The sequence below is a fragment of the Serratia aquatilis genome (assembly GCF_044865145.1).
Taxonomy (GTDB): domain Bacteria; phylum Pseudomonadota; class Gammaproteobacteria; order Enterobacterales; family Enterobacteriaceae; genus Chania; species Chania aquatilis.
The window spans coordinates 3,142,301-3,162,391 of sequence record NZ_CP173186.1 but is presented as its reverse complement, the minus strand read 5'-3'; the positions used below and the strand labels follow the sequence as shown (position 1 = coordinate 3,162,391).

General features: G+C 53.1%; 18 protein-coding genes and 1 tRNA gene. 8 read left to right on the top strand and 11 right to left on the bottom strand.

Annotated features, from left to right (window positions below):
• Positions 1–148: 148 nt before the first annotated feature.
• Genes SAQUA_RS14425 through mtnK form a run of 3 tightly spaced genes read right to left on the bottom strand, consistent with a single transcriptional unit; the run spans position 149 to position 3,214 of the window.
• On the bottom strand, positions 149–796 hold the full coding sequence (locus SAQUA_RS14425) for an L-fuculose-phosphate aldolase (protein WP_380677113.1): 648 nt from the start codon (positions 794–796) through the stop codon (positions 149–151).
• A gap of 39 nt (positions 797–835) precedes the next feature.
• Complete coding sequence (mtnA, locus tag SAQUA_RS14420) at positions 836–1,939, bottom strand: S-methyl-5-thioribose-1-phosphate isomerase (RefSeq protein WP_380677115.1); 1,104 nt, start codon at positions 1,937–1,939, stop codon at positions 836–838.
• Between the two features lie 9 nt (positions 1,940–1,948).
• Positions 1,949–3,214 carry an S-methyl-5-thioribose kinase gene (mtnK, locus tag SAQUA_RS14415; RefSeq protein ID WP_380677117.1) on the bottom strand — a complete coding sequence of 422 codons (1,266 nt, stop codon included), beginning with the start codon at positions 3,212–3,214 and terminating at the stop codon, positions 1,949–1,951.
• A gap of 258 nt (positions 3,215–3,472) precedes the next feature.
• On the opposite strand from mtnK, the gene SAQUA_RS14410 reads away from it, so the two are divergent.
• A complete protein-coding gene (locus tag SAQUA_RS14410) occupies positions 3,473–3,664 on the top strand; it encodes a hypothetical protein (RefSeq protein WP_380677119.1) in 192 nt (63 codons plus the stop codon).
• Positions 3,665–3,865: 201 nt separating this feature from the next.
• Here the strand turns inward: SAQUA_RS14410 and SAQUA_RS14405 are convergent.
• The 8 genes from SAQUA_RS14405 to dpiA all read right to left on the bottom strand — a co-directional run bounded on the left by SAQUA_RS14405 (position 3,866) and on the right by dpiA (position 12,979).
• Positions 3,866–3,941 (bottom strand) — tRNA-Asn (locus SAQUA_RS14405).
• A gap of 314 nt (positions 3,942–4,255) precedes the next feature.
• Entirely contained in the window at positions 4,256–5,305 is a 1,050-nt protein-coding gene (gene fbpC / locus SAQUA_RS14400) for a ferric ABC transporter ATP-binding protein (RefSeq protein WP_380677205.1), read from the bottom strand.
• A gap of 31 nt (positions 5,306–5,336) precedes the next feature.
• Positions 5,337–7,415: an ABC transporter permease subunit gene (locus SAQUA_RS14395; RefSeq protein ID WP_380677121.1), complete on the bottom strand. Its 2,079-nt coding sequence runs from the start codon at positions 7,413–7,415 to the stop codon at positions 5,337–5,339.
• 68 nt (positions 7,416–7,483) lie between these two features.
• Positions 7,484–8,515 carry an ABC transporter substrate-binding protein gene (locus SAQUA_RS14390; RefSeq protein WP_380677123.1) on the bottom strand — a complete coding sequence of 344 codons (1,032 nt, stop codon included), beginning with the start codon at positions 8,513–8,515 and terminating at the stop codon, positions 7,484–7,486.
• A gap of 94 nt (positions 8,516–8,609) precedes the next feature.
• Positions 8,610–9,833: an MFS transporter family glucose-6-phosphate receptor UhpC gene (uhpC, locus tag SAQUA_RS14385; RefSeq protein WP_404413213.1), complete on the bottom strand. Its 1,224-nt coding sequence runs from the start codon at positions 9,831–9,833 to the stop codon at positions 8,610–8,612.
• 153 nt (positions 9,834–9,986) lie between these two features.
• A complete protein-coding gene (locus SAQUA_RS14380) occupies positions 9,987–11,528 on the bottom strand; it encodes an MASE1 domain-containing protein (RefSeq protein ID WP_380677127.1) in 1,542 nt (513 codons plus the stop codon).
• Between the two features lie 3 nt (positions 11,529–11,531).
• On the bottom strand, positions 11,532–12,161 hold the full coding sequence (locus tag SAQUA_RS14375) for a response regulator (RefSeq protein ID WP_380677129.1): 630 nt from the start codon (positions 12,159–12,161) through the stop codon (positions 11,532–11,534).
• A 131-nt stretch (positions 12,162–12,292) separates the two neighbouring features.
• On the bottom strand, positions 12,293–12,979 hold the full coding sequence (dpiA, locus tag SAQUA_RS14370) for a two-component response regulator DpiA (protein ID WP_380677131.1): 687 nt from the start codon (positions 12,977–12,979) through the stop codon (positions 12,293–12,295).
• Between the two features lie 319 nt (positions 12,980–13,298).
• Here dpiA and citC point away from each other — a divergent pair, with 319 nt between their 5' ends.
• Genes citC through SAQUA_RS14335 form a run of 7 tightly spaced genes read left to right on the top strand, consistent with a single transcriptional unit; the run spans position 13,299 to position 19,999 of the window.
• Positions 13,299–14,372 carry a [citrate (pro-3S)-lyase] ligase gene (citC, locus tag SAQUA_RS14365; RefSeq protein ID WP_380677133.1) on the top strand — a complete coding sequence of 358 codons (1,074 nt, stop codon included), beginning with the start codon at positions 13,299–13,301 and terminating at the stop codon, positions 14,370–14,372.
• Complete coding sequence (citD, locus tag SAQUA_RS14360) at positions 14,369–14,677, top strand: citrate lyase acyl carrier protein (protein WP_380677135.1); 309 nt, start codon at positions 14,369–14,371, stop codon at positions 14,675–14,677. The genes citC and citD overlap by 4 nt, the downstream gene beginning before the upstream one ends.
• Before the next feature lie 7 nt (positions 14,678–14,684).
• A complete protein-coding gene (citE, locus tag SAQUA_RS14355) occupies positions 14,685–15,578 on the top strand; it encodes a citrate (pro-3S)-lyase subunit beta (RefSeq protein ID WP_380677207.1) in 894 nt (297 codons plus the stop codon).
• The gene (gene citF / locus SAQUA_RS14350) at positions 15,578–17,083 is read left to right on the top strand and encodes a citrate lyase subunit alpha (protein WP_380677137.1); all 1,506 of its coding nucleotides are present in this window, start codon (positions 15,578–15,580) and stop codon (positions 17,081–17,083) included. Before citE ends, citF begins: the two co-directional genes overlap by 1 nt.
• A 4-nt stretch (positions 17,084–17,087) precedes the next feature.
• Positions 17,088–17,633, top strand: a complete 546-nt coding sequence (gene citX, locus SAQUA_RS14345) for a citrate lyase holo-[acyl-carrier protein] synthase (RefSeq protein WP_380677139.1) — start codon at positions 17,088–17,090, stop codon at positions 17,631–17,633.
• Positions 17,614–18,504 carry a triphosphoribosyl-dephospho-CoA synthase CitG gene (gene citG / locus SAQUA_RS14340; RefSeq protein WP_380677141.1) on the top strand — a complete coding sequence of 297 codons (891 nt, stop codon included), beginning with the start codon at positions 17,614–17,616 and terminating at the stop codon, positions 18,502–18,504. The genes citX and citG overlap by 20 nt, the downstream gene beginning before the upstream one ends.
• Positions 18,505–18,535: 31 nt before the next feature.
• Entirely contained in the window at positions 18,536–19,999 is a 1,464-nt protein-coding gene (locus SAQUA_RS14335) for an anion permease (RefSeq protein ID WP_380677143.1), read from the top strand.
• Positions 20,000–20,091 lie beyond the last annotated feature (92 nt).

The following is a 20,091-nucleotide window of genomic DNA, read 5'->3' as shown; positions in this document are numbered from 1 at the left end:
GTGGTAGCTATTAAGTATTTCTTCTATATAAGACACTACGGTAAATGCCAATAGTTCCTGGTGGTGGTCGCAATAATTCTCTATGGATAAAATCTGTAATATCTACTAATTAAGGTGGTTGGCGTGTCTTTATAGAAGCTTTAAATGCTTACTTCTCGGTTTTTAAACCGTAATTTTTAAACTTCTCGATTACTCTGTTCATTTCATCAGTTGCCAGCACTGGCGGATCGTAGTGTAACCCACCTATTTTTAAATAGAGTTCGGCGAGCGTTTCAGTTTCACCGGCAAGCCACAGCGCCTTCTCCAGATTAATTTCCATTACCAGCATGCCATGATGCTGCATTAATAGGGATTTACTTTCTTTTATTCCTAAAAATACGCTTTCTGCCAGTTCTTTTGTCCCAAATGTATCATAGGGAATACACGGGATATGATCGCAACCGGTTACCGCCACCATATAATGAATTGCTGGAATGGCGTGATTCATTATTGCTACCGCTGTCGAATTGACGGCGTGAGTGTGGATCACCGCATTGAGCTCAGGCCTGGCCCGGTAGCAAGCCAGATGAAATAACCACTCAGTTGATGGTGTTTTTCCCGGTTCAGGTATGCCATTCCCATCTACATACACAATCATTTCTGTTGTAAGTTTGACATAAGGAATACCGCTGGGGGTGATCAGCATACCATCCCTATAACGGGTGCTGACATTTCCTGAAGTGCCCTGATTTAGGCCAGAGGCATTCATTTCCAGACAGGTATCAATAATGCTTTGCGCTAACCAATTTCTTTCCATCTGAGATCCTTACGGCAGTGGGGCCCCACTGCCGGTCTGTCATGCGAAGTTCGATTTCAGGTCAGCAAACATATCGGCCAACGCAGCTTCACTGGCGGCACACACGCCCCGTTCGGTGATCAAACCGGTGATGTATCTGGCAGGAGTGACATCAAAGGCATAATTGCCGCATCTAGTGCCCTCCGGTACCGTATTGACCCAACTCAGTTCACCCTGCGGGTTAATACCGTAAACATGCGATTGTTCTTTTCCGCTGCGTTGTTCGATAGGGATTTCCTTTAATCCGTCCTTAATCGTCCAGTCGATGGTAGGGGAAGGTAAGGCCACGTAGAACGGCACATTATTATCGTGGGCCGCCAGCGCTTTCAGATAGGTACCAATTTTATTGCAGACATCGCCAGTGGCGGTGGTGCGATCGGTACCCACGATGCACAGATCGACTTCACCGTGTTGCATCAAATGCCCGCCAGCGTTATCGGCAATCAGCGTGTGTGGTACTCCATGTGAACCCAGCTCAAAGGCAGTTAGCCCACCCTGGTTACGTGGCCGCGTTTCATCTACCCAAACGTGAACGTTAATACCCGACTCATGTGCTTTGTAGATCGGGGAAAGTGCTGTACCCCAGTCCACTGTCGCGAGCCAGCCTGCATTGCAATGCGTCAGAATATTCACCACGCTGCCCGCGGGTTTCTTCTGCGCGATAGTGCGAATAATATCGGCTCCGTTTTGCCCGATTTTTTCGCACAGGCCAACATCTTCGTCAGCAATTTCAGCCGCCAGGCTCCAAGCTATTTTCCTACGTTCTGCTGGCGGTGTGTTCTGCAATATAGCCAGCGTTCTATCCAGGGACCACTTGAGATTAATGGCCGTAGGACGGGTTTTGATCAGCAGGCTATAGCAGCGCTGCAGGTTTTCATCACAGGTGTCTGTTTTCATGCCTAATGCCATGCCGTAAGCTGCGAGCACGCCAATCAGAGGTGCGCCACGTACCCACATTTCCTTGATTGCCGTTGCTGCCATTTCAACGGTAGTAAGCGCTACCACCTCAAATTTAAAAGGAAGCTTGGTCTGATCGATGATTTCTACCGCTTCTCCATTATCGGAAACCCAGACCGTCCGGTAGTGTTTACCATTAATATTCATAATTCCCTCTTAACGAGTTTTAGCGAACTGGCCTACAGAAGACATGCTGCCAAATAGGCGAGCGTTAACGATAAGTTCGCGCGCCATAGCCAGAGCGCGGCGTTCGCACTGCGCACGTAAATCAGCATCATTTATCAGTTTAAAATCTGCTACACCGGCAAAACCAATAATTCGGCGGTTCATTTCCATACCAGCATTGACCAGGGTGTCTTCAAAGAGCGTGGCGAAGAATTGCGACTGTGCTTCTTCCCGTGCATCGTGACCCAGATAGTGCTGATAGATTTCAGAAGGCCAGGCTTCGCCCTGTGTTTTTTCATTCCATAGCTGCCGGAAATGGGTGACAAAAACAGCCCAGGTTTCCTCCATCTGGTCGATTAGCCAGTGCTGGTATTCTTCGCAGGCCTCTGCGGTGGCATCCCAGCCGGGGCGAGAGAAGAAAGAGAGCAACAGATTGCCAATATAGTTGCCGATATCGAAAGCCATCGGTCCCATAAAGCCAAATTCAGGATCGATAACTTTGGTATCGCTTTCCGTCACCATAATTGAGCCAGAGTGCAAATCGCCATGTAATAGCGCCTGCGCTTCAGTCATAAACTTGAATTTGTAACGCATCGCGACCTGGATCATTTCCTTGTCGTGCCAGACTTTCTCCATGTCAGCGTCAAGTTGAGGTGACGTCCAGTCATTCCGCTCTGCAGGGTAGTACGGCTCGGTGAAAATCAGATCTTCAGTAATTTTGCATAGCTCATGATTAAGGGAAAACTCAGCGGTGAGTGCTTTCTTCTCCTCTGCAGGCATCCCGATATCAGAAGTATGAAAAAGGGTTCTGGCGATAAACGTGCCGACATCTCGTGCGAGGTTCGGGAATTTTTTACCGGCAATCAACTCCTTACGCAGGATAACGTGCGGCGTCAGGTATTCCATAGCAAAAACGGCCATTTCCTGGTCGTAGAAATAGACCTCGGGCACCAGATTGTGACCGGCGAACTGCGCTTCATGACACAACACGTTGTATTCGAAGCCAGCGCGGGTCAGGGATAATGGCCAACCTTCCCCTCCGGCTCGAAGCCAGGGCAGGGCCTGCTTAACAATGATGGTTTTCGCTGAGCCTGATACAACAAAGACCATGTTCAGGTTTCCATCGCCAACTTCTGTCACCTGCCATTGTTCTGGCATCCCTCCCAGGTTGAGCTCTGGGGGAAGTTTTTTGGCGAGATAGCCGGACAATGTTTCACTTGTCTGTGGTTTATAACCTGCGGGTATAGCATTCGACATGGTGGATCTCCTTTCTATTCGCAAGAGTTTTGATAATCCAACTCGTTTTCCGTCTTTACATGTGTCTACTATAATATTACATGTGTAAAGTATAGTGTGACATGTGTTCGGTTTTTGGATTATCACTGGAAATATTTGAAAGGGTGCTTGCAAGCATGCCAAATGAATTCAGGTCGCAGTACCAAGTGTACGGACGTTTGATTAGCTTAAAAGTTGACCTGATATACCATATGTCGCCGCTGCGCAGCGACACATGGTATGGACAGTTTTGAAAACCATTGGCATGGTGCTTATGCGTGCCGATCGGCGATGGAAGTAAAGCAGTTGTTATCAAGTGTTCTTTGTAATTATCATTTGTTTGGCGGGGGTGATGAAATGGCGGCTAATGCTAATGTTGGGGATGAACTGAACATGCCGAAACTGACTATCAACCATTTTGGATGGGTTTAGCGCAGAGCTTGGCATTATGTCTTGAAATTTGGTTTAGGGGGTTTTAGGAATTTCTGCGGGAGCTAATTAAGCAGGCCTCTATGAGGCTTTAGATATACTGATACTCAAAAATGCTGCATGCAACAGGGAAGACCCAATTGCTATATAACAAGTTTAATTTTGATTATCTATGGTATTCGTTGGAATATCACAGAATTAAATTGGCTCCTCTGACTGGACTCGAACCAGTGACATACGGATTAACAGTCCGCCGTTCTACCGACTGAACTACAGAGGAATCGTGTGAACGGGCTGAATAATAGCGGGGTGTGGGGGGGAAGTCAAAGGGGGATTACGCATTCTGCGACTGTTTGCTTACAGAATGCGCAACCTGTTGAGTTTTTGACAAATTTAGGCTGCTGGCAGGGGTTTTAGGCGCAACGGATAGGGTAGTCATCAGAATGCCTTCATGCATATTTAAGCTCCTGCAATCGCCTCTAATATGCTGGACTGAGTGAAATGAGTGTTCACACTGTGCCATAAATGCGCTGAGCACCCTGGAAAGGTGAATAAATCCCCGCCCCAGTTACAGAACGGGTACATTCCTTTGCGTTACTCGTCGGCCAGCACGAACATACCGAACGGGTGGATTTGCAGATAGTAACTATCCCCGGGTTCCGGCTGCAGTTGGGTGGCGTTTACCTGCAACAGCAATGACTGATCGTGCCAGTCAACCTGCACTTCATATTGTGGCCCCATATAAGCCACCTTACTGATGGTGCAGCGTTGGCTGGGTTCTCCCTGCTGGCTGAGGGTGATCGCCTCCGGCCTGACGCCGACTGTACACTCGATTAAACCAGGGGCAAATCCCTGTGGGCGTGGTATCGGGTAACCAAAGATCTCAACGCCACTGCTGGTAATTTTCGCCGGGAAGATATTGGCATCGCCCATAAAACCGGCCATAAAGCGTGAAGCTGGGTAGCGATATAGCACCTGCGGAGAGTCGATCTGCATGATCTTACCCTTGTTCATCACCAATACGGTGTCCGAAACCGCAAAGGCTTCGCTCTGATCGTGGGTAACATACAGCGAGGTGATATTGAACTTTTGCTGCAACTCGCGGATCTTCTCACGCATGCTGCGGCGCAGGTTGGCATCCAGGTTGCTGAGCGGTTCGTCGAATAACAACACCTTAGGCTTGAGAATTAACGCACGTGCTAAAGCAACACGTTGCTGCTGGCCCCCGGAGATCTGATCGACATAGCGCTCCTCAAACCCCTCCAGATCCACCAGCGTCAACGCTTCGCGCACCCGATCGCGGATCTCTGCCTTGGGTCTGCCCAGCATCTTCAGGCCGTAACCGATGTTTTCCCCCAACGACATATGCGGGAATAGAGCATAAGACTGGAACACCATGCAGATATCCCGTTGCTGAATGGAGCGGTCGGTCACATCTTCTCCATCGATAAAGATCTGCCCGCTGCTGGGTTTTTCCAGCCCGGCCACCAGGCGCAGTACCGTAGTTTTGCCGCAGCCGGAAGGGCCAAGCAGTGTCACCATATCCCCGCGAGGGATCGCTAGGCTGAGGTTTTCAATCACGGTATTGTTGCCAAAACGCTTGGCGATATTTTTCAGTTCAACAAAGTGTTTCTTGTCTTGCATGTTAGACATGTTGTTCATCCTTATCCGCCTCTCAGGCCGCATTCCGGGCTTTGGAACGCGCCACTCGCGCCTCCCCAACCAGGGCATCAAACAGGAAAATAATCGCCAGCATCACCACTATCAGGATTGAACCGTAGGCGATGGCTACGCCGTATTCGCCATCTTCGACCCGGTTAAGGATGTAGGAAGTGGCGACGCGGGTATCTGGCGTGACCAGGAAAATAATAGCGCTGACGGTGGTCATGGCGCGTACGAAGCTATAGACCAGCGCCGAAAGGATCGCTGGGCGCAGCAACGGCAGCAGGATATACAGCACGGTACGTAACGAACCGGCACGCAGGCTCAGTGAGGCTTCATCCAGCGATTTGTCCAGTTGCCCCAAACCGGCGATACCCGCACGGATCCCCACCGGCACGTTACGCATCACCATCGAGATAATCACGATAGCCGCCGTGCCCGTCAGATAAACCGGCGCGCTGTTGAACGCCAGGATGTAAGAAACACCGGCAACCGTGCCAGGTACCGCAAAACACAGCATGGTGCTGAATTCGATCACCTTTTTGCCGTGGAACTGCTGGCGAACCACAATGTAGGCGATCAGCAGACCAAAGATGGCGGTGATCGGTGCGGCTATCCCGGCATACAGCAAGGTGTCGAGCAGAGAAGGCCATGCGCCGTCGCTAAAGCCTTGGCCGAACAGTTTGCTGAAGTTATCCAGCGTCAGGGTATAGTCCACGCCCCAGTTGACGGTAAAACTGCCATAGAAAATGCTGCCGTAGAGCAGAATGTTGAAGGCGATCCAGACATACAGCATCAGTGACACTCCCCATACCAGGGTCACCGGCAGCGGTTGTACATCGCCCCGGTTGGATTTACCTGAAATGGTGACGTAGGAGCGTTTGCCGATCCACATGTACTGCACGCAGAATACCAGCAATGAGAACAGCAGCAGGATCACCCCCAGCGTACTGGCCGCCTGGTAATCAAGCTGCGCACCGGTAATGTAGAAGTAGATCTGCGTAGCCAGAACGTCGAAGTTGCCGCCCAATACCAGTGGGTTACTGAAGTCGGCCAGTGATTGCACGATAACAATCAGGAACGAGTTGGCCAGCGCCGGTTTCAGCAACGGCAAAAAGACCTGGGTAAAGGTCTGGAAGCGGTTGGCACGTAGGGTATAAGAGGCCTCTTCCAACGAAGGATGGATGGTCTTGATGGCCCCGTCGAGGATCATAAATGACATCGGGGTAAAGGCCAGTACTTGCGCCAGCCAGATACCGGTAAAGCCATACAGCCAGTTGGTATTGGTCAGGCCGAACCAGGTCACCATAAATTCGGTAACGTAGCCGGAGCGGCCCATCATCAGGGTGACGCCCAAGCCGACCACAAAAGGTGGCGTTACGATGGGCAGGATCGAGAAAATGCGGCCAATCAGCGCGGAGCGTTGAGCAATACGCGTGGTGTAAATAGCCAGTACCATGCCAAAAAAGGTACAGCCGATACCTACCGCCACACACAGCAAGATGGAGTTGCCGATCACCTGCAGAATATGCGCTTGCCCCAGCGTTTGCATAAATTGCAGTGGCGCAAAACCGCCAGCCTCATCGGTGAACATGGGAATAAAAATGGCGATACTGGGGTAAATGATAAACAGGGTGATCAGGGCAATCACCGCGACCAGCGAACCCAGAACAAAACGGTCACCTCCCAGCCAATCCATGCGTGAGAGCGCAAACGTGATCACTGCCCCCAATGCCATCAGTAACGGTAGGGTAGCGAATCCCATTCCGGTGTCGGTTACGGCAGCGCTGATAAATACCAACAATGCGCAGGCTAAGGCGTAGCCTGCATCGAACAGGTGGCGGGTGCGCTGCTCGCGGCCTGCGGCTACCGCTGGGCGCACTGCCAGTAACAGCGGTGCGGCAAACCAGAGCAACGCTAAGCCAGAATGCGACCAGCCGTAGGCGGCCAGGAGTTCTTCACGGGTGGCCTCCAACAGCCCGTAATCCAGGCTGTAGGACGGCAACAGGATGAAACCGGCTAGCGCCAGTAGCAACCAATAGAAAATAGGATCCCGCCTCTGCGCAGTGCGCAAGGCAATGGTTTCAGACATGATGTTCCCCGGAATTGACTAAATATCAATCGGGCGTGTTAAACACGCCCGGAGTTTGCCCAATGGGATCAGTTGCCCATCTTCACATCGTTAACCCACTTGGAAATTAGCTTTTTACGCATGTCGGATGAACCGTAGGTATCCATGTCGTAATTGATCAGTTTCAGTTGATCCAGCTTCAGCGAGTTAGGTGAGGTTTCTGCCGTGGTGTTGGTCAGGATCTGGTAAGACTGACCTTTCTTCCAAGCCAGTTCCTGAGCCTCTTTTGATAGTGCCCAGTCAACAAACAGCTTGGCGTTTTCCAGATTGCGGGCGTTTTTGATAATACTGATGCCGCCAATTTCATAGCCGGAACCTTCACAAGGGGAAATTAGCGTCAGCGGTGCGCCTTTTTCTTTCTCTAGCGAGTAGTCGTGCAGGAAGCCGATGCCGATGGTGATTTCACCGCGTGCGGCGTTGCGCGCCGGGGCGATGCCGGATTTGGTGTACTGCGAGATATTGCCATTTAGCTGTTTCAGGTAATCAAAGGCAGCATCTTCACCCCATAGTTGAGCGAAGGTGGCTAACGCTGTGTAGGCGGTGCCTGAACTCTGCGGATCGGCGATCTGGATCTCCCCTTTGTAGATTGGGTTGGTCAAATCTTTCCAGCACTTCGGCTCAGGCAGGTTTTTCTCTTTCAGGCGTTGGGTGTTGACGCCAAAACCGAGAATGCCAATGTAGACCGCAGAAGAGTAGTTGCCTTTACGCTTTGCCGGATCGCGGAACTGCGGCATGATCTGGTCCAGATTTGGCGAAGCGTATGCTTCCAGCAGGTCCATTTCACCAGCCTGAGATTGTGGATCCAATGTGCCGCCATACCAGACATCGGCCTGCGGGTTTTTCTTTTCGGCTTCCAGCTTAGCCAGCGTGCTGCCGGAGCCGTTGCGGATAAAGCTGGTTTTAACGTCGTATTTCTCCCCAAAGGCTTTGGCTTCTTCTTCACACATCGCATTGGTGGCGCTGCAATAAATCACCAGTCGTCCTTTGGCCTGGGCGCTACCGGCCAGTGTGGCCAGCGCCAGGGTGGTCGCCAGTAAGGTGTTCAGAGGTGTCAGTTTCATGATGATGTCCTTTTGTTGTTGTCTTTGTAGGTAAAACGAACTCGAGCGATCCCTTTGCTGTGCGGCAAGCGGTGTCTGTCAAACATTCTGCGCGCTATTGCCGTATCTGCCCCGCCATCAACAGGGGCATCAGTAGTAAGCCAACGCAGGTAGCGGCCAGCGTCAGTAGGGCAAAAAAACCGTACCAACCGTAATGCTGTAACACTTGCGCCAGCGGCCAACCTGCTAACGCCGCCCCCAGATAGGCGAACAGGCCGAGAAATCCGGTGACCGTACCTGCCGCATCCTTGTGGCAGTGCTCAGTCGCGGCGAGGCCGATCAACATCTGCGGGCCGAAAACAAAAAAGCCGAGGCTGAAAAAACAGGCCGTAAGCAAGCCATAGTGGTGTAATGGGGCCAGCCACAGCGCCGTCATCGCCAAAAACAGCCCGATGGAAAACAGTAGGATCATCGGGGCACGCAGGCCACGGAACAGCAGATCAGAACCCCAGCCAGCAAACAGCGCACCTAACAACCCGCCCAATTCAAAAACCGACAGCGTAGCGTTGGCTCTCATCAAGTTGACGCCGTGGCTTTCTGCCAGCCAGATGTTGCCCCAATCGTTCAGGGCAATGCGTATCAGATACACCAGAATGTAGGAAACGCCGAGCAACCAGATGGTTGGGTTGCGCAAAATGGTGTCATACAAAATACGCCGCATCGGCATTGGCGGGCTCTGTTGCTCCTGCCACAGTTCCAGCGGGTCGCGCCGCCAATGCCCCACGCTGGGTAGCCCCTGTTGCTGTGGCTTGCCGCACAGTTGCCTACACAGCCACAGCCCGATTAACATCCCAATGATCCCCGGTAGCAGCAGGGCCGCTTTCCAGCCGTAGTGCGAGGCCATAAAACCCGACAGCAGTGGGACTAATGCGCCCCCCAGGCTGATCGAGGTATTCCAGCCTCCCCACCATAAACCACGCTCGTTACGCGAGTACCAACTGGTGAGGATCTTGGCGCAGGGCGGCCATCCCCAGCCCTGAAAAAATCCGTTCAGTGTCCAGACCACCAGCAGAGCGGTCAGAGAGTGACAAAAGGCAAACAGAATGTTCAGCACGCCGGTAATAAACAGGCCGACACCCATAAACCAGCGCACCTGACTGCGGTCGCTGACGATGCCGGAAACAAACTTCGAGCCGCCATACGCCAGATAGAACAGGGTGCCGAGCAGGCCGATATCGCCTTTATCCAGCCCCAGTTCGAACTGCATCACCGGCATGGCATAACTGACGCTCTTGCGTGTCAGATAAAACGCACCGTAGCCGACGATCATCGAAAACATCAGGCGGGGCCGCCAATAGCGGTAACGGGCGCTGACTTGTTCTGCTGTAAACGTGACCAATGTATAGGGTCCTCCGGTCGATGGATGCAGTGTAGGGAGTGAATAACAGGAAGGGATGAGACAAGGCTTTAGACACCTAAGACTTATTCCTAGTCAGGGGAGGGTTTTGTTCAGTTTTGTGGGCAGATTAACAATTATGCGGGTGCCGTTACGCCGCTGAAGCAGCCAATCACCCCCGAGGGCACGTACTCGCTCTTCAATACCACGCAAACCGAATCCGGCGGCGGGCTGCTGCGGAATGCCCTGACCATCGTCACGCACTTCAAGAGTAATCATTTGGTTGGCTTGCGTCAGGCTCAGACGCACGTGGCTGGCACAGGCGTGTTTGCTGATATTGTTAAGCAATTCCTGTGCGACACGATAGAGCGTAATCACCAGAGTTTCATCGTCTGGGGTGGCAGGCAGACGGTAGTCGAGACGAAAGTCGATCCCCTGCTCGGTGAACGAAAACTCTTCGGCCAGATGACTAAGTGCTTTATCCAAGGCCATCTCATCCAGTACCGGCGGGCGCAGTTGCCGTAACAACGAACGGGTTGTCTGGTGGATGCGCTGTGAAAGCGAATCGATTTGCTCGGCAGCCTGGCGGGTTGCTGTAGCCGTGGCGCTGCGGCTGACCAGCATCGCCTGGATCTGAATCGCGGTGATGTTCTGGCCGATTTCATCATGCAACTCACGGGCGATGGCTTTACGCACCTCTTCCTCGGTACCCACTAATCGCTCCATCAAATGCCGCTTGGCTACCAGTTCTTGCTCCAACTGTTGGCGGTAACTCTGTAGCTTCTGCGCCAGTTGCTGTTGGCGGCTGATGGCAATCCCTAATCCGATCCCCAGCAGCGCTTGAGTGGAGAGGAACAGCTCCAACTCACGCAGATCCTGAAAGGCTCCACCCGCCTGCCGCGTAAGAGTGATCATCACGCTGCCAAACAGCGCCGCCAAAACTCCGCCTTGCCAGCCAAACAGATAAGCCATGATGACGTTGGGCAGAAAGATAAAAATCAGCAGCAGGCGTTCCATTTCAGGTGCAATCGCCACCTGCACGCAGATAGCGATGGTGAAGAACAGTGAACACCAGAGCAGCAACGATGTTCGCAATGGTGGGGCAGGCGACAGAGGAGTCTGCAGCGCGGAAGCCTGTTGCTGCTTCAGGTAGGTGTAAATCAGATAGATGAAAGGCACAGGCAATATGCCACCGGTAAAGGCGGTCAACAGCGTTTGGCTGACAGGGACGGTTAGCCAAGGTCCGGCCAGCAGCCCACAAAGCAGGGCATTGGCGCTGATGGCGGCCAGTAACAGTGACAAGCGCTGCCAGTAGAGGTGATAACGATACCAGAGTCGCTGACTACACCAGGCGGGTAACAGGCTTAACCAGGGTAATACCAGCAATAAGTAGTCGCTCAGCAGCTGTTGGCGATACAACCAGATTAGCGTGGCACTTTCAGCCATAAGCAGTGTAGGCCAGTAGCGCTTTGGCAACAGGATCAACAGCGCTAGGCGTAACCCCTGTGGTAGCAGCAGTACGGCTTGCTGACCATCGTGGCTCAGGTACAGGCTAATGGTCCAAAGCGCTAGCCAACTGAGTGTGAAAAACAGCGCCAGAAACAGCGAGAGCGCCAGACGGCGCAGCCTCAAACCCACCCTTTAGCTCCCAGCAAGCAACTGATGCTGCAAGGCGAAGTGCACCAGTTCAACGGTGGTGGTGCATTGGAGTTTGCCAAGAATATTGGCACGGTGCACCTGCACGGTCTTGTGGCTCAACGTCAACTGTTGGGCGATGGTTTTTACGCTCAAGCCATTAACCAGTAAATCGAAAATCTCTTTTTCACGTGGGGTAAGTACTTGCAGCTCTTTGGGGAGCTGTTGCGTGTGACGCAAGGCTCGTAGTGCATCGGCGCATAGATAAAGCCCACCGCTGCTGACGGCTCGCACTGCCTGTACCAGCTCATGCGGACCACAGCGTTTTGTCAGATAGCCGCCGGCTCCAGCATCGATAGCGCTTTGCACAAAGGCGTTGGTGTCATAAATACTGAGGATGATGGCGCGAAACGTCGGGCGCTGTTGGCGTAAGCGCTGGAGCAGGCTAAGGCCACTTTCACCCGGCATCGAGATATCCAGCACCGCAACATCAATCGGATCCCGCAGCAAATGCGGCCATGCCTGCACTGCCGAATCGAACTGACCGACAATACGGATATCGTTTTCCAGCGACAGTAATTGAGCAAAACCAGAACGGACCACCACGTGGTCATCTATCAGCGCAACGTTGATCATAAACCTGTAACAAAATAGAGAAATTCCCCGCATCATGCGCAGGAAAAGGCCTATGGGCAACTGTTGCGCCGCAAAATGGAAGGGAGTTAACAGTTCGAGAATAAAAAGGCGCGTAGTAGGTGAATTTGCCGTCAACCGCCGCTCGCAGAACGATAAATCCGCTGCGGTCTGCCCACTTTGCCGTAAATAATCTCCGCAATCAGCTGATTGTTGGCAGCGAAAAACTCCAGGTAACGCCGCGCAGTGGTGCGGCTGAGACCAATTTGTTGCGCTACGCTCTCAGCCGTATGACGAATCTGAGGGTCTTCGAACAAGGTACGTATCTTCATTAGCGTCAATTCATCAATACCGGTAGGTAAGGGAGCCCGATCGCCGCCACGGGCGTAAGTATTGAACATTTCATCGATGCGGCGCTGGCTGAGCCGGGCTTTGTCTTTCAATGCTTCGCGCCGCTGGCTGAAGCGCAACAGGGTTTGCGCCAGACGATCATAGGCTAACGGCTTGATTAAATAATCAAATACGCCGTAGCGCAGCGCCTCGGCGACGGTGTCCATATCGCTGGCAGCGGTAATAAACACAATGCCGCCCTGGTAGCCACTGAGCGTCAGCTCTCGCAGTAATTCGATACCCTGACCATCAGGCAGGAAGTTATCCAGCAGGATAAGATCGGGTTTGAAACGGTCTGTCATGGTGCGGGCCTGGGCCAGAGTGCCCGCCAGCCAGATTTGGCGGCAGCCGCCATTTTGTTTGATAAATTCCGCATGCATTTCTGCCAGCGGTGTCTCATCTTCAACAATCAAAATATTAAGCCATTCCAATTTAACTCTCCATCGTGGAATAGTTGCGTTAAGGAACTGTAAACGAGATGACTATTTTATTAAAGCAGGTAGCGATAATAAATATGATAAAAATAATTAAGTAAATAAAAACCATAAAACAACTTATTAACTTCAGGGTGTTTGTGAAATAGGTCAATAATTGGCGGTTTTTTTCTGTTTACCATAATGCCATTAATCTTTATCTGATGTTTGTATCCATTTCAAATTGTGGTTTTGAATATCATATTTATTTCGATGTTAATTGTGGTGGCCATTTGTACATTAATTGTTGCCAATAAGTTATTTCAGAGAGAGTGTCATGTTAGGCAATAGCGTATTTAATCGCGTTAAACGTTCGGATCATAAGAATATAGCGGCTATTAATGCTTTCTTACGAAGTAACGATCTGAATATAGACACTACGGTCGAAGTTTTTATTACCGTCACGCAGAATGAACAATTAGTCGCCTGTGGAGGGATCGCTGAGAATATTATTAAATGTGTAGCCATCAGCCCCCAAATGCGTGGTGAAGGATTAGCGCTGTCTTTGGCGACCGAATTGGTCAATCTGGCCTATGAGCGCCATCATACTCAGCTGTTTATTTATACTAAAGTGCAGAATGAACCCTTATTTCGCCAATGCGGCTTTTATCCTATTGCCCATGTGCCTGGGATTGTGGTGCTGATGGAAAATAGCCCTTGCCGCCTGAAACGCTATGCTGCACAGCTGGCAAAGTTGCGCCAGCCTGGTAACAGAATTGGCAGCATTGTGATGAATGCCAACCCATTTACCCGTGGGCACCAATATCTGGTGCGTCAGGCCGCAGCACAATGCGATTGGCTGCATCTGTTTCTGGTTAAAGAAAACACCTCACGCTTTCCCTATGAAGATCGCCGCGAACTGGTGCTGAAAGGCACAGAGGGGATAGCCAACCTGACGGTGCATGAGGGCTCACAATACGTTATCTCCCGCGCCACATTCCCTTGTTATTTTATTAAAGAGCAGGGGGTTGCGGATGACTGTTACACCGAGATCGACCTGAAAATCTTTCGTCAATATCTGGCCCCCGCTTTAGGAGTGACGCATCGATTTGTCGGCACAGAGCCGTTCTGTGCCGTAACGGCAAAATACAACCGCGACATGCGTTACTGGCTGGAAACCCCGGCACTCTCCAGCCCACCGATCGAACTGGTGGAAATTGATCGGCTGCAATATCAGGGCACAGCGATTTCCGCCTCTTGGGTACGCAAGTTACTGGCTGCCGGAGATTTCCATGCGGCAGCTCCCTTGGTGCCAAAAGATACCCTTTATTACCTGCAAGATCGGCAGGCTCTGCGCCGAACAAAACCGACGCAGCAAGAATTTGAGTCCGCACAATCAGGTGAAAGATGAAAATAATCCGAGAAGCAATGGCTGGCACGCTGGAATCCAGCGATGTGATGGTGCGCATCGCACCAGCAGAAGGCCCGCAACACGACCTGCTGATTGCCAGCAGTGTGGAAAAACAGTTTGGTGAGGCCATCAGAAATACCCTGCTCGAAGTATTGCAGCACTACAAGGTGCCGCCGGTACAGGTGATTGTTGACGATAAAGGTGCGCTGGACTGCGTACTGCGTGCCCGGCTGGAAACTGCGCTGATGCGCGCCAGCGAAACCGCCACACTGCCGTGGGAGGAACGCCGTGAAAACGCTGAATAAATGCCGTATGCGCCGCAGCATGCTGTTTGTTCCGGGGGCCAATGCCGCCATGGTCAGCAATGCCTTTATCTACCGGGCCGATGCGCTGATGTTCGATCTGGAGGATTCGGTGATCCTGCGTGAGAAAGATGCGGCCCGGCGTCTGGTCTATCACGCGCTGCAACATCCGTTGTATCAGGAAGTGGAAACCATCGTGCGGGTGAACGCGCTGGATTCGGCCTACGGGTTGGCAGATTTACAGGCGGTAGTGCGCGGGGGTGCCGATATTGTCCGCTTACCGAAAACCGACAGCGCGCAGGACGTTATTGATATGGAACGCGAGATTGCGACCATTGAACGTGACTGTGGTCGCCCGGTTGGCAGTACCGGTCTATTGGCGGCTATCGAATCCGCTCAGGGTATCACCAACGCAGTGGCAATCGCCCACGCCTCACCACGGTTAATCGGTATTGCGCTGGGGGCTGAAGACTATGTACGCAACCTGCGTACTGAACGCTCGCCGGAAGGTATCGAGCTACTGTTCGCTCGCTGTTCATTGCTACAGGCGGCTCGTGCTGCGGGGATCCAGGCGTTTGATACTGTCTATTCCGACGCCAACAACGAAGCGGGTTTCCTGCAAGAAGCCGCCCTGATCAAACAACTGGGTTTTGACGGTAAATCCTTGATTAACCCACGTCAGATTGAATTGCTGCACAACTTGTATGCGCCAACCGGCAAAGAGGTAGCCCACGCTCAACGGGTGGTGGATGCCGCCGAAGCAGCGGAAAAAGAGGGGCGCGGCGTGGTCTCGCTGAACGGCAAGATGGTTGACAGCCCGGTGATTGAACGGGCTCGGTTGGTACTGCAACGCGCAGCGCTCTCCGGCATACGTGAAGAATCCAACCACAGCGAGGAAGCATAATGAAACGCCAACAACGCCTGATGACATTAAATAATCACGCCGATGTGCGGCTTTATCAGGATGCTTCAAAAGCCAATCTGCAGGCGCGTAAACCGCGCGATATCAAGTGCTGTGATTCGCTGCAAGAGGCGATCCGCCGCAGTGGCCTGCAGGATGGCATGACCATCTCTTTCCACCATGCTTTTCGTGGTGGCGATCTGACACTCAATCAGGTGATGGATGCCGTGGCGGCAATGGGGTTCCGCAACCTGACGCTGGCCTCCAGCTCTTTGACCGATTGCCATGCGCCACTGGTCGGCCATATCCGCAATGGGGTAGTCAGCCGTATTTACACCTCAGGCCTGCGTGGGCCGCTGGCGGATGCGGTCTCCCGTGGCCTGTTGAAAGAGCCAGTACAGGTTCACTCGCACGGGGGCCGCGTTCAACTGATTGAGTCAGGTGAACTGCAGATTGATGTCGCCTTCCTGGGGGTGCCGAGCTGCGATGAGTTTGGTAATGCCAATGGCTATAGCGGTGAAGCCTGCTGCGGTTCTCTGGGTTATGCCAAGGTGGATGCGGCAACGGCACGTAACGTGGTGCTGCTGACAGAGGCGATCGTCCCTTATCCCCATAATCCCGCCAGCCTGGCTCAGGATCAGGTCGATCTGATCGTGCAGTTGGAACGGGTAGGGGATGCCGACAAGATCGGTGCCGATGCGACGCGTATGACCTCGAATCCCCGCGAGTTGCTGATTGCCCGCCGTGCCGCTGAAGTGATTGTCGGCTCCGGCTACTTTACCGAAGGGTTCTCCCTGCAAACAGGAACCGGTGGTGCCTCACTGGCGGTAACGCGTTTCCTGGAAGACAAGATGCGTGCCCGTGGCGTTCGCGCCGGTTTCGCTCTTGGTGGTATTACCTCAACCATGGTGGATCTGCATGAAAAGGGGCTGATTGGCAAACTGCTGGACGTACAGAGTTTTGATCGCGCCGCAGCCACGTCATTAGCACGTAACCCCAACCATATTGAGATCAGCGCAAATCAGTATGCCAATTTTAATTCTAAAGGCGCGTCGGTAGACCGTCTGGACGTAGTGGTGCTGAGCGCGTTGGAAATTGACACTGGTTTTAACGTCAACGTGTTGACCGGATCGGATGGCGTGATCCGAGGTGCCTCTGGTGGCCACTGCGATACGGCGGCAGCGGCAAGATTAGCCATTATCGTTGCACCGCTGGTGCGTGGGCGCATCCCGACGCTGGTGGAACAGGTCACGACCTGCGTTACCCCGGGTTCGAGTATCGACATTCTGGTTACCGATCACGGTATTGCCGTTAACCCGGCGCGCCCTGAGCTGGCTCAGCGGTTACGCGAAGCGGGGCTGGAGGTGGTCAGCATTCAATGGCTGCGTGAACGCGCACTGTTGCTGACCGGTGAGCCGCAGCCCATTGCCTTTACTGACAATGTGGTTGCCGTGGTCCGCTATCGCGATGGTTCGGTGATCGACGTCGTCCACCAGGTTGCGGAGTAACGCTATGCAGCACATTGACCCCGAATTGGCCGCCAGCCGCGCCGTAAGTTTGCCGGAACTGCTTTCCAGCCGTGAATGCCGGCAGGCACGGCAACAGGCGTGGCTGGCGCGCCATCCCACAACGCTATTGGTGTTGACGTTGGTAGTACCTGGGGCGGTGAAAGATAGCCCATTGACCCGCCAGATTTTCAACCTGGGGTGGCATGCCTTGCAGCAAATGCATCGCCAGCAGGGCTGGCACTGCTTGCAGGCAGAGACAATAGCGCTGCCTACCGGTTGTGAGGGCTTTCTGTCACTGCAAGCGGAAGCCCACCAGGTAAAAGACGCGGCTATCCAGTTGGAAATAGGGCAGCCGCTTGGTCGCCTGTGGGACATCGATGTACTTACCCCGCAGGGGCATATTTTATCGCGACATGAAATCGGCTTACCTGAACGCCGCTGCCTGCTGTGTGCTCAACCGGCCAAACTCTGCGCTCGCCAGCGCAGCCATAGCACCGAACAACTGCTCGGCGAAATGGAAAGGATGCTCAATGCTGCGCTCTCATCGTGATTGTCAGCTTTTGGCAACCCCACCGGTCTGCCAGCAGTTTGCTCGCGATGCGTTTCGGGCGCTATTGGTCGAGGTCAACCTCACCCCGAAGCCGGGGTTGGTTGATCGCTACAACAACGGTGCCCACCGCGACATGAATATTGGCCATTTCTACCGCAGCGCACGGGCAATCGATCTGTGGCTTCCCCAGTTTATCCGCCAAGGTATGGCCGATGCCGTTTTGCCGGTTGACCGGCAACTTTCGCGCCTGCGCCCGTTCGGCATGGCCTGTGAGAAACAGATGTTCCATGCAACCGGAGGCGTGAATACCCACAAGGGTAGCGTGTTCTCCCTTGGGCTGTTGTGCAGCGCTATTGGCCGATTGCAGCAGCAACAACGTGAGATCAATGCGCACAGTCTGTGCCACGAGGTGGCGCAGATGTGCAGTGGGCTGGTCGATCGTGAACTGAGGCATAACAACGCCGGGCAAACTGCCGGGCAGCGCTTATTTAGCGAGTTTGGCCTCAGTGGAGCGCGTGGTGAGGCCGAGTCAGGCTTTCAACGGGTACTTAACGGAGCGCTGCCATTGTATTGCCAAAGAATGGCCGATGGGGCCGGTGAGCAGGTGGCATTGATGGACAGCCTGCTTTGGTTGATGGCGCATAACGACGACACCAACGTGGCATCGCGAGGTGGCATTAAGGGGCTGCGCTGGCTGCAGCACTATGCCCAGCAATTATTGACGCTGGGTGGTTCGGGGGGAGCTCAGGGTATCGCACGCTTGCGGCAGTTCGATGCCGCTTGCATCGCCCGCAACCTGAGCCCGGGCGGTAGTGCCGATCTATTGATAGTCACCTGGCTGTTGGCGCAGTTGCCACCATCGGGTGCTTAGAAAAATAACAATGCCTTTAGGAGATGTGTTGATGTCCGAAACCAAAGAAAAAATCTGGAAAGCACTCGCCCCGTTGGTGGTGCTTGCAGTCATTTTATTGATTCCGACGCCGGAAGGCATGCCACCTCAGGCATGGCGCTATTTTGCGATCTTCGTGGCGATGATTGTCGGTATGATCCTGGAGCCGATCCCGGCCACCGCAATCAGCTTTATCGCTGTTACCGTCAGCGTTCTCAGTTCCAATTGGGTGTTGTTTGGTGCCCAGGAGTTGGCCGACCCTACCTTCAAAGCCGGTAAAGAGGCTCTGAAATGGGGATTGGCCGGTTTCTCGAGTACCACGGTCTGGCTGGTGTTTGGTGCCTTTATCTTTGCACTGGGTTATGAAGCCACAGGATTGGGGCGGCGCATTGCGCTGTTTCTGGTGAAATTCATGGGCAAACGGACGCTAACGCTAGGTTATGCGGTGGTGATCATCGATATCCTGCTGGCACCCTTTACCCCATCAAACACCGCGCGTACCGGGGGAACCGTGTTCCCGGTGGTGAAAAACCTGCCGCCGCTGTTTGACTCGTTCCCTAACGATCCCTCTTCGCGCCGCATTGGTGGTTATCTGATGTGGATGATGGTGGTTGGGACCAGCATCAGTTCCTCAATGTTTGTGACCGGTGCTGCGCCAAACGTGCTGGGTATTGAATTCGTAAGCAAGATTGCCGGCGTGCATATCAGCTGGATGCAGTGGTTTCTGGCCTTCTTGCCGGTTGGTTTGCTGTTGCTGATTATTGCACCGTTGATTTCCTACTATCTGTATAAGCCGGGTGTGACCCACAGCAGCGAGGTGGCCAGTTGGGCCAACACGGCGTTAGGGGAGATGGGTAAGCTAACCCGTAAAGAATACACCCTGATCGGTTTGGTATTGCTCAGCCTCGCACTATGGGTGTTTGGTGGCAAGTTGGTGGACGCAACTGCCGTGTGTTTGCTGGCGGTGTCGTTGATGTTGGCGCTGCATGTGGTGAGTTGGAAAGACATTACCAAATACTCCAGCGCCTGGAATACCTTGGTTAACCTGGCAACATTGGTCGTGATGGCCAGCGGCCTGACTCGGTCAGGATTTATCGACTGGTTTGCCAACACCATGAGTACGCATCTGGACGGTTTTTCGCCAAAAATGACCGTGATCCTGTTGGTGCTGGTGTTTTACTATGCGCACTACCTGTTTGCCAGCCTGTCGGCGCACACGGCCACCATGTTGCCGGTGATCCTGGCGGTTGGTAAAGGTTTACCGGGTGTGCCAATGGAACACCTTTCCATCTTGTTAGTGCTGTCTATCGGTATCATGGGTGTGCTGACACCTTATGCCACTGGCCCAGGTGTGATCATCTACGGCTGCGGCTATGTGAAATCCAAAGACTATTGGCGGCTTGGCGGTATCCTCGGTGTGGTTTACATCGCCGCGCTGTTGCTGATTGGTTGGCCAATTCTTAGCCTGTGGTATTAAGTTAATCGGCGGCCATCCCAGGGGGGCCGCTTTGCAGTCCTTAGCCGTGACACCCATCACACACTTTCCTCCCGAATGCCGCCATCATGCGT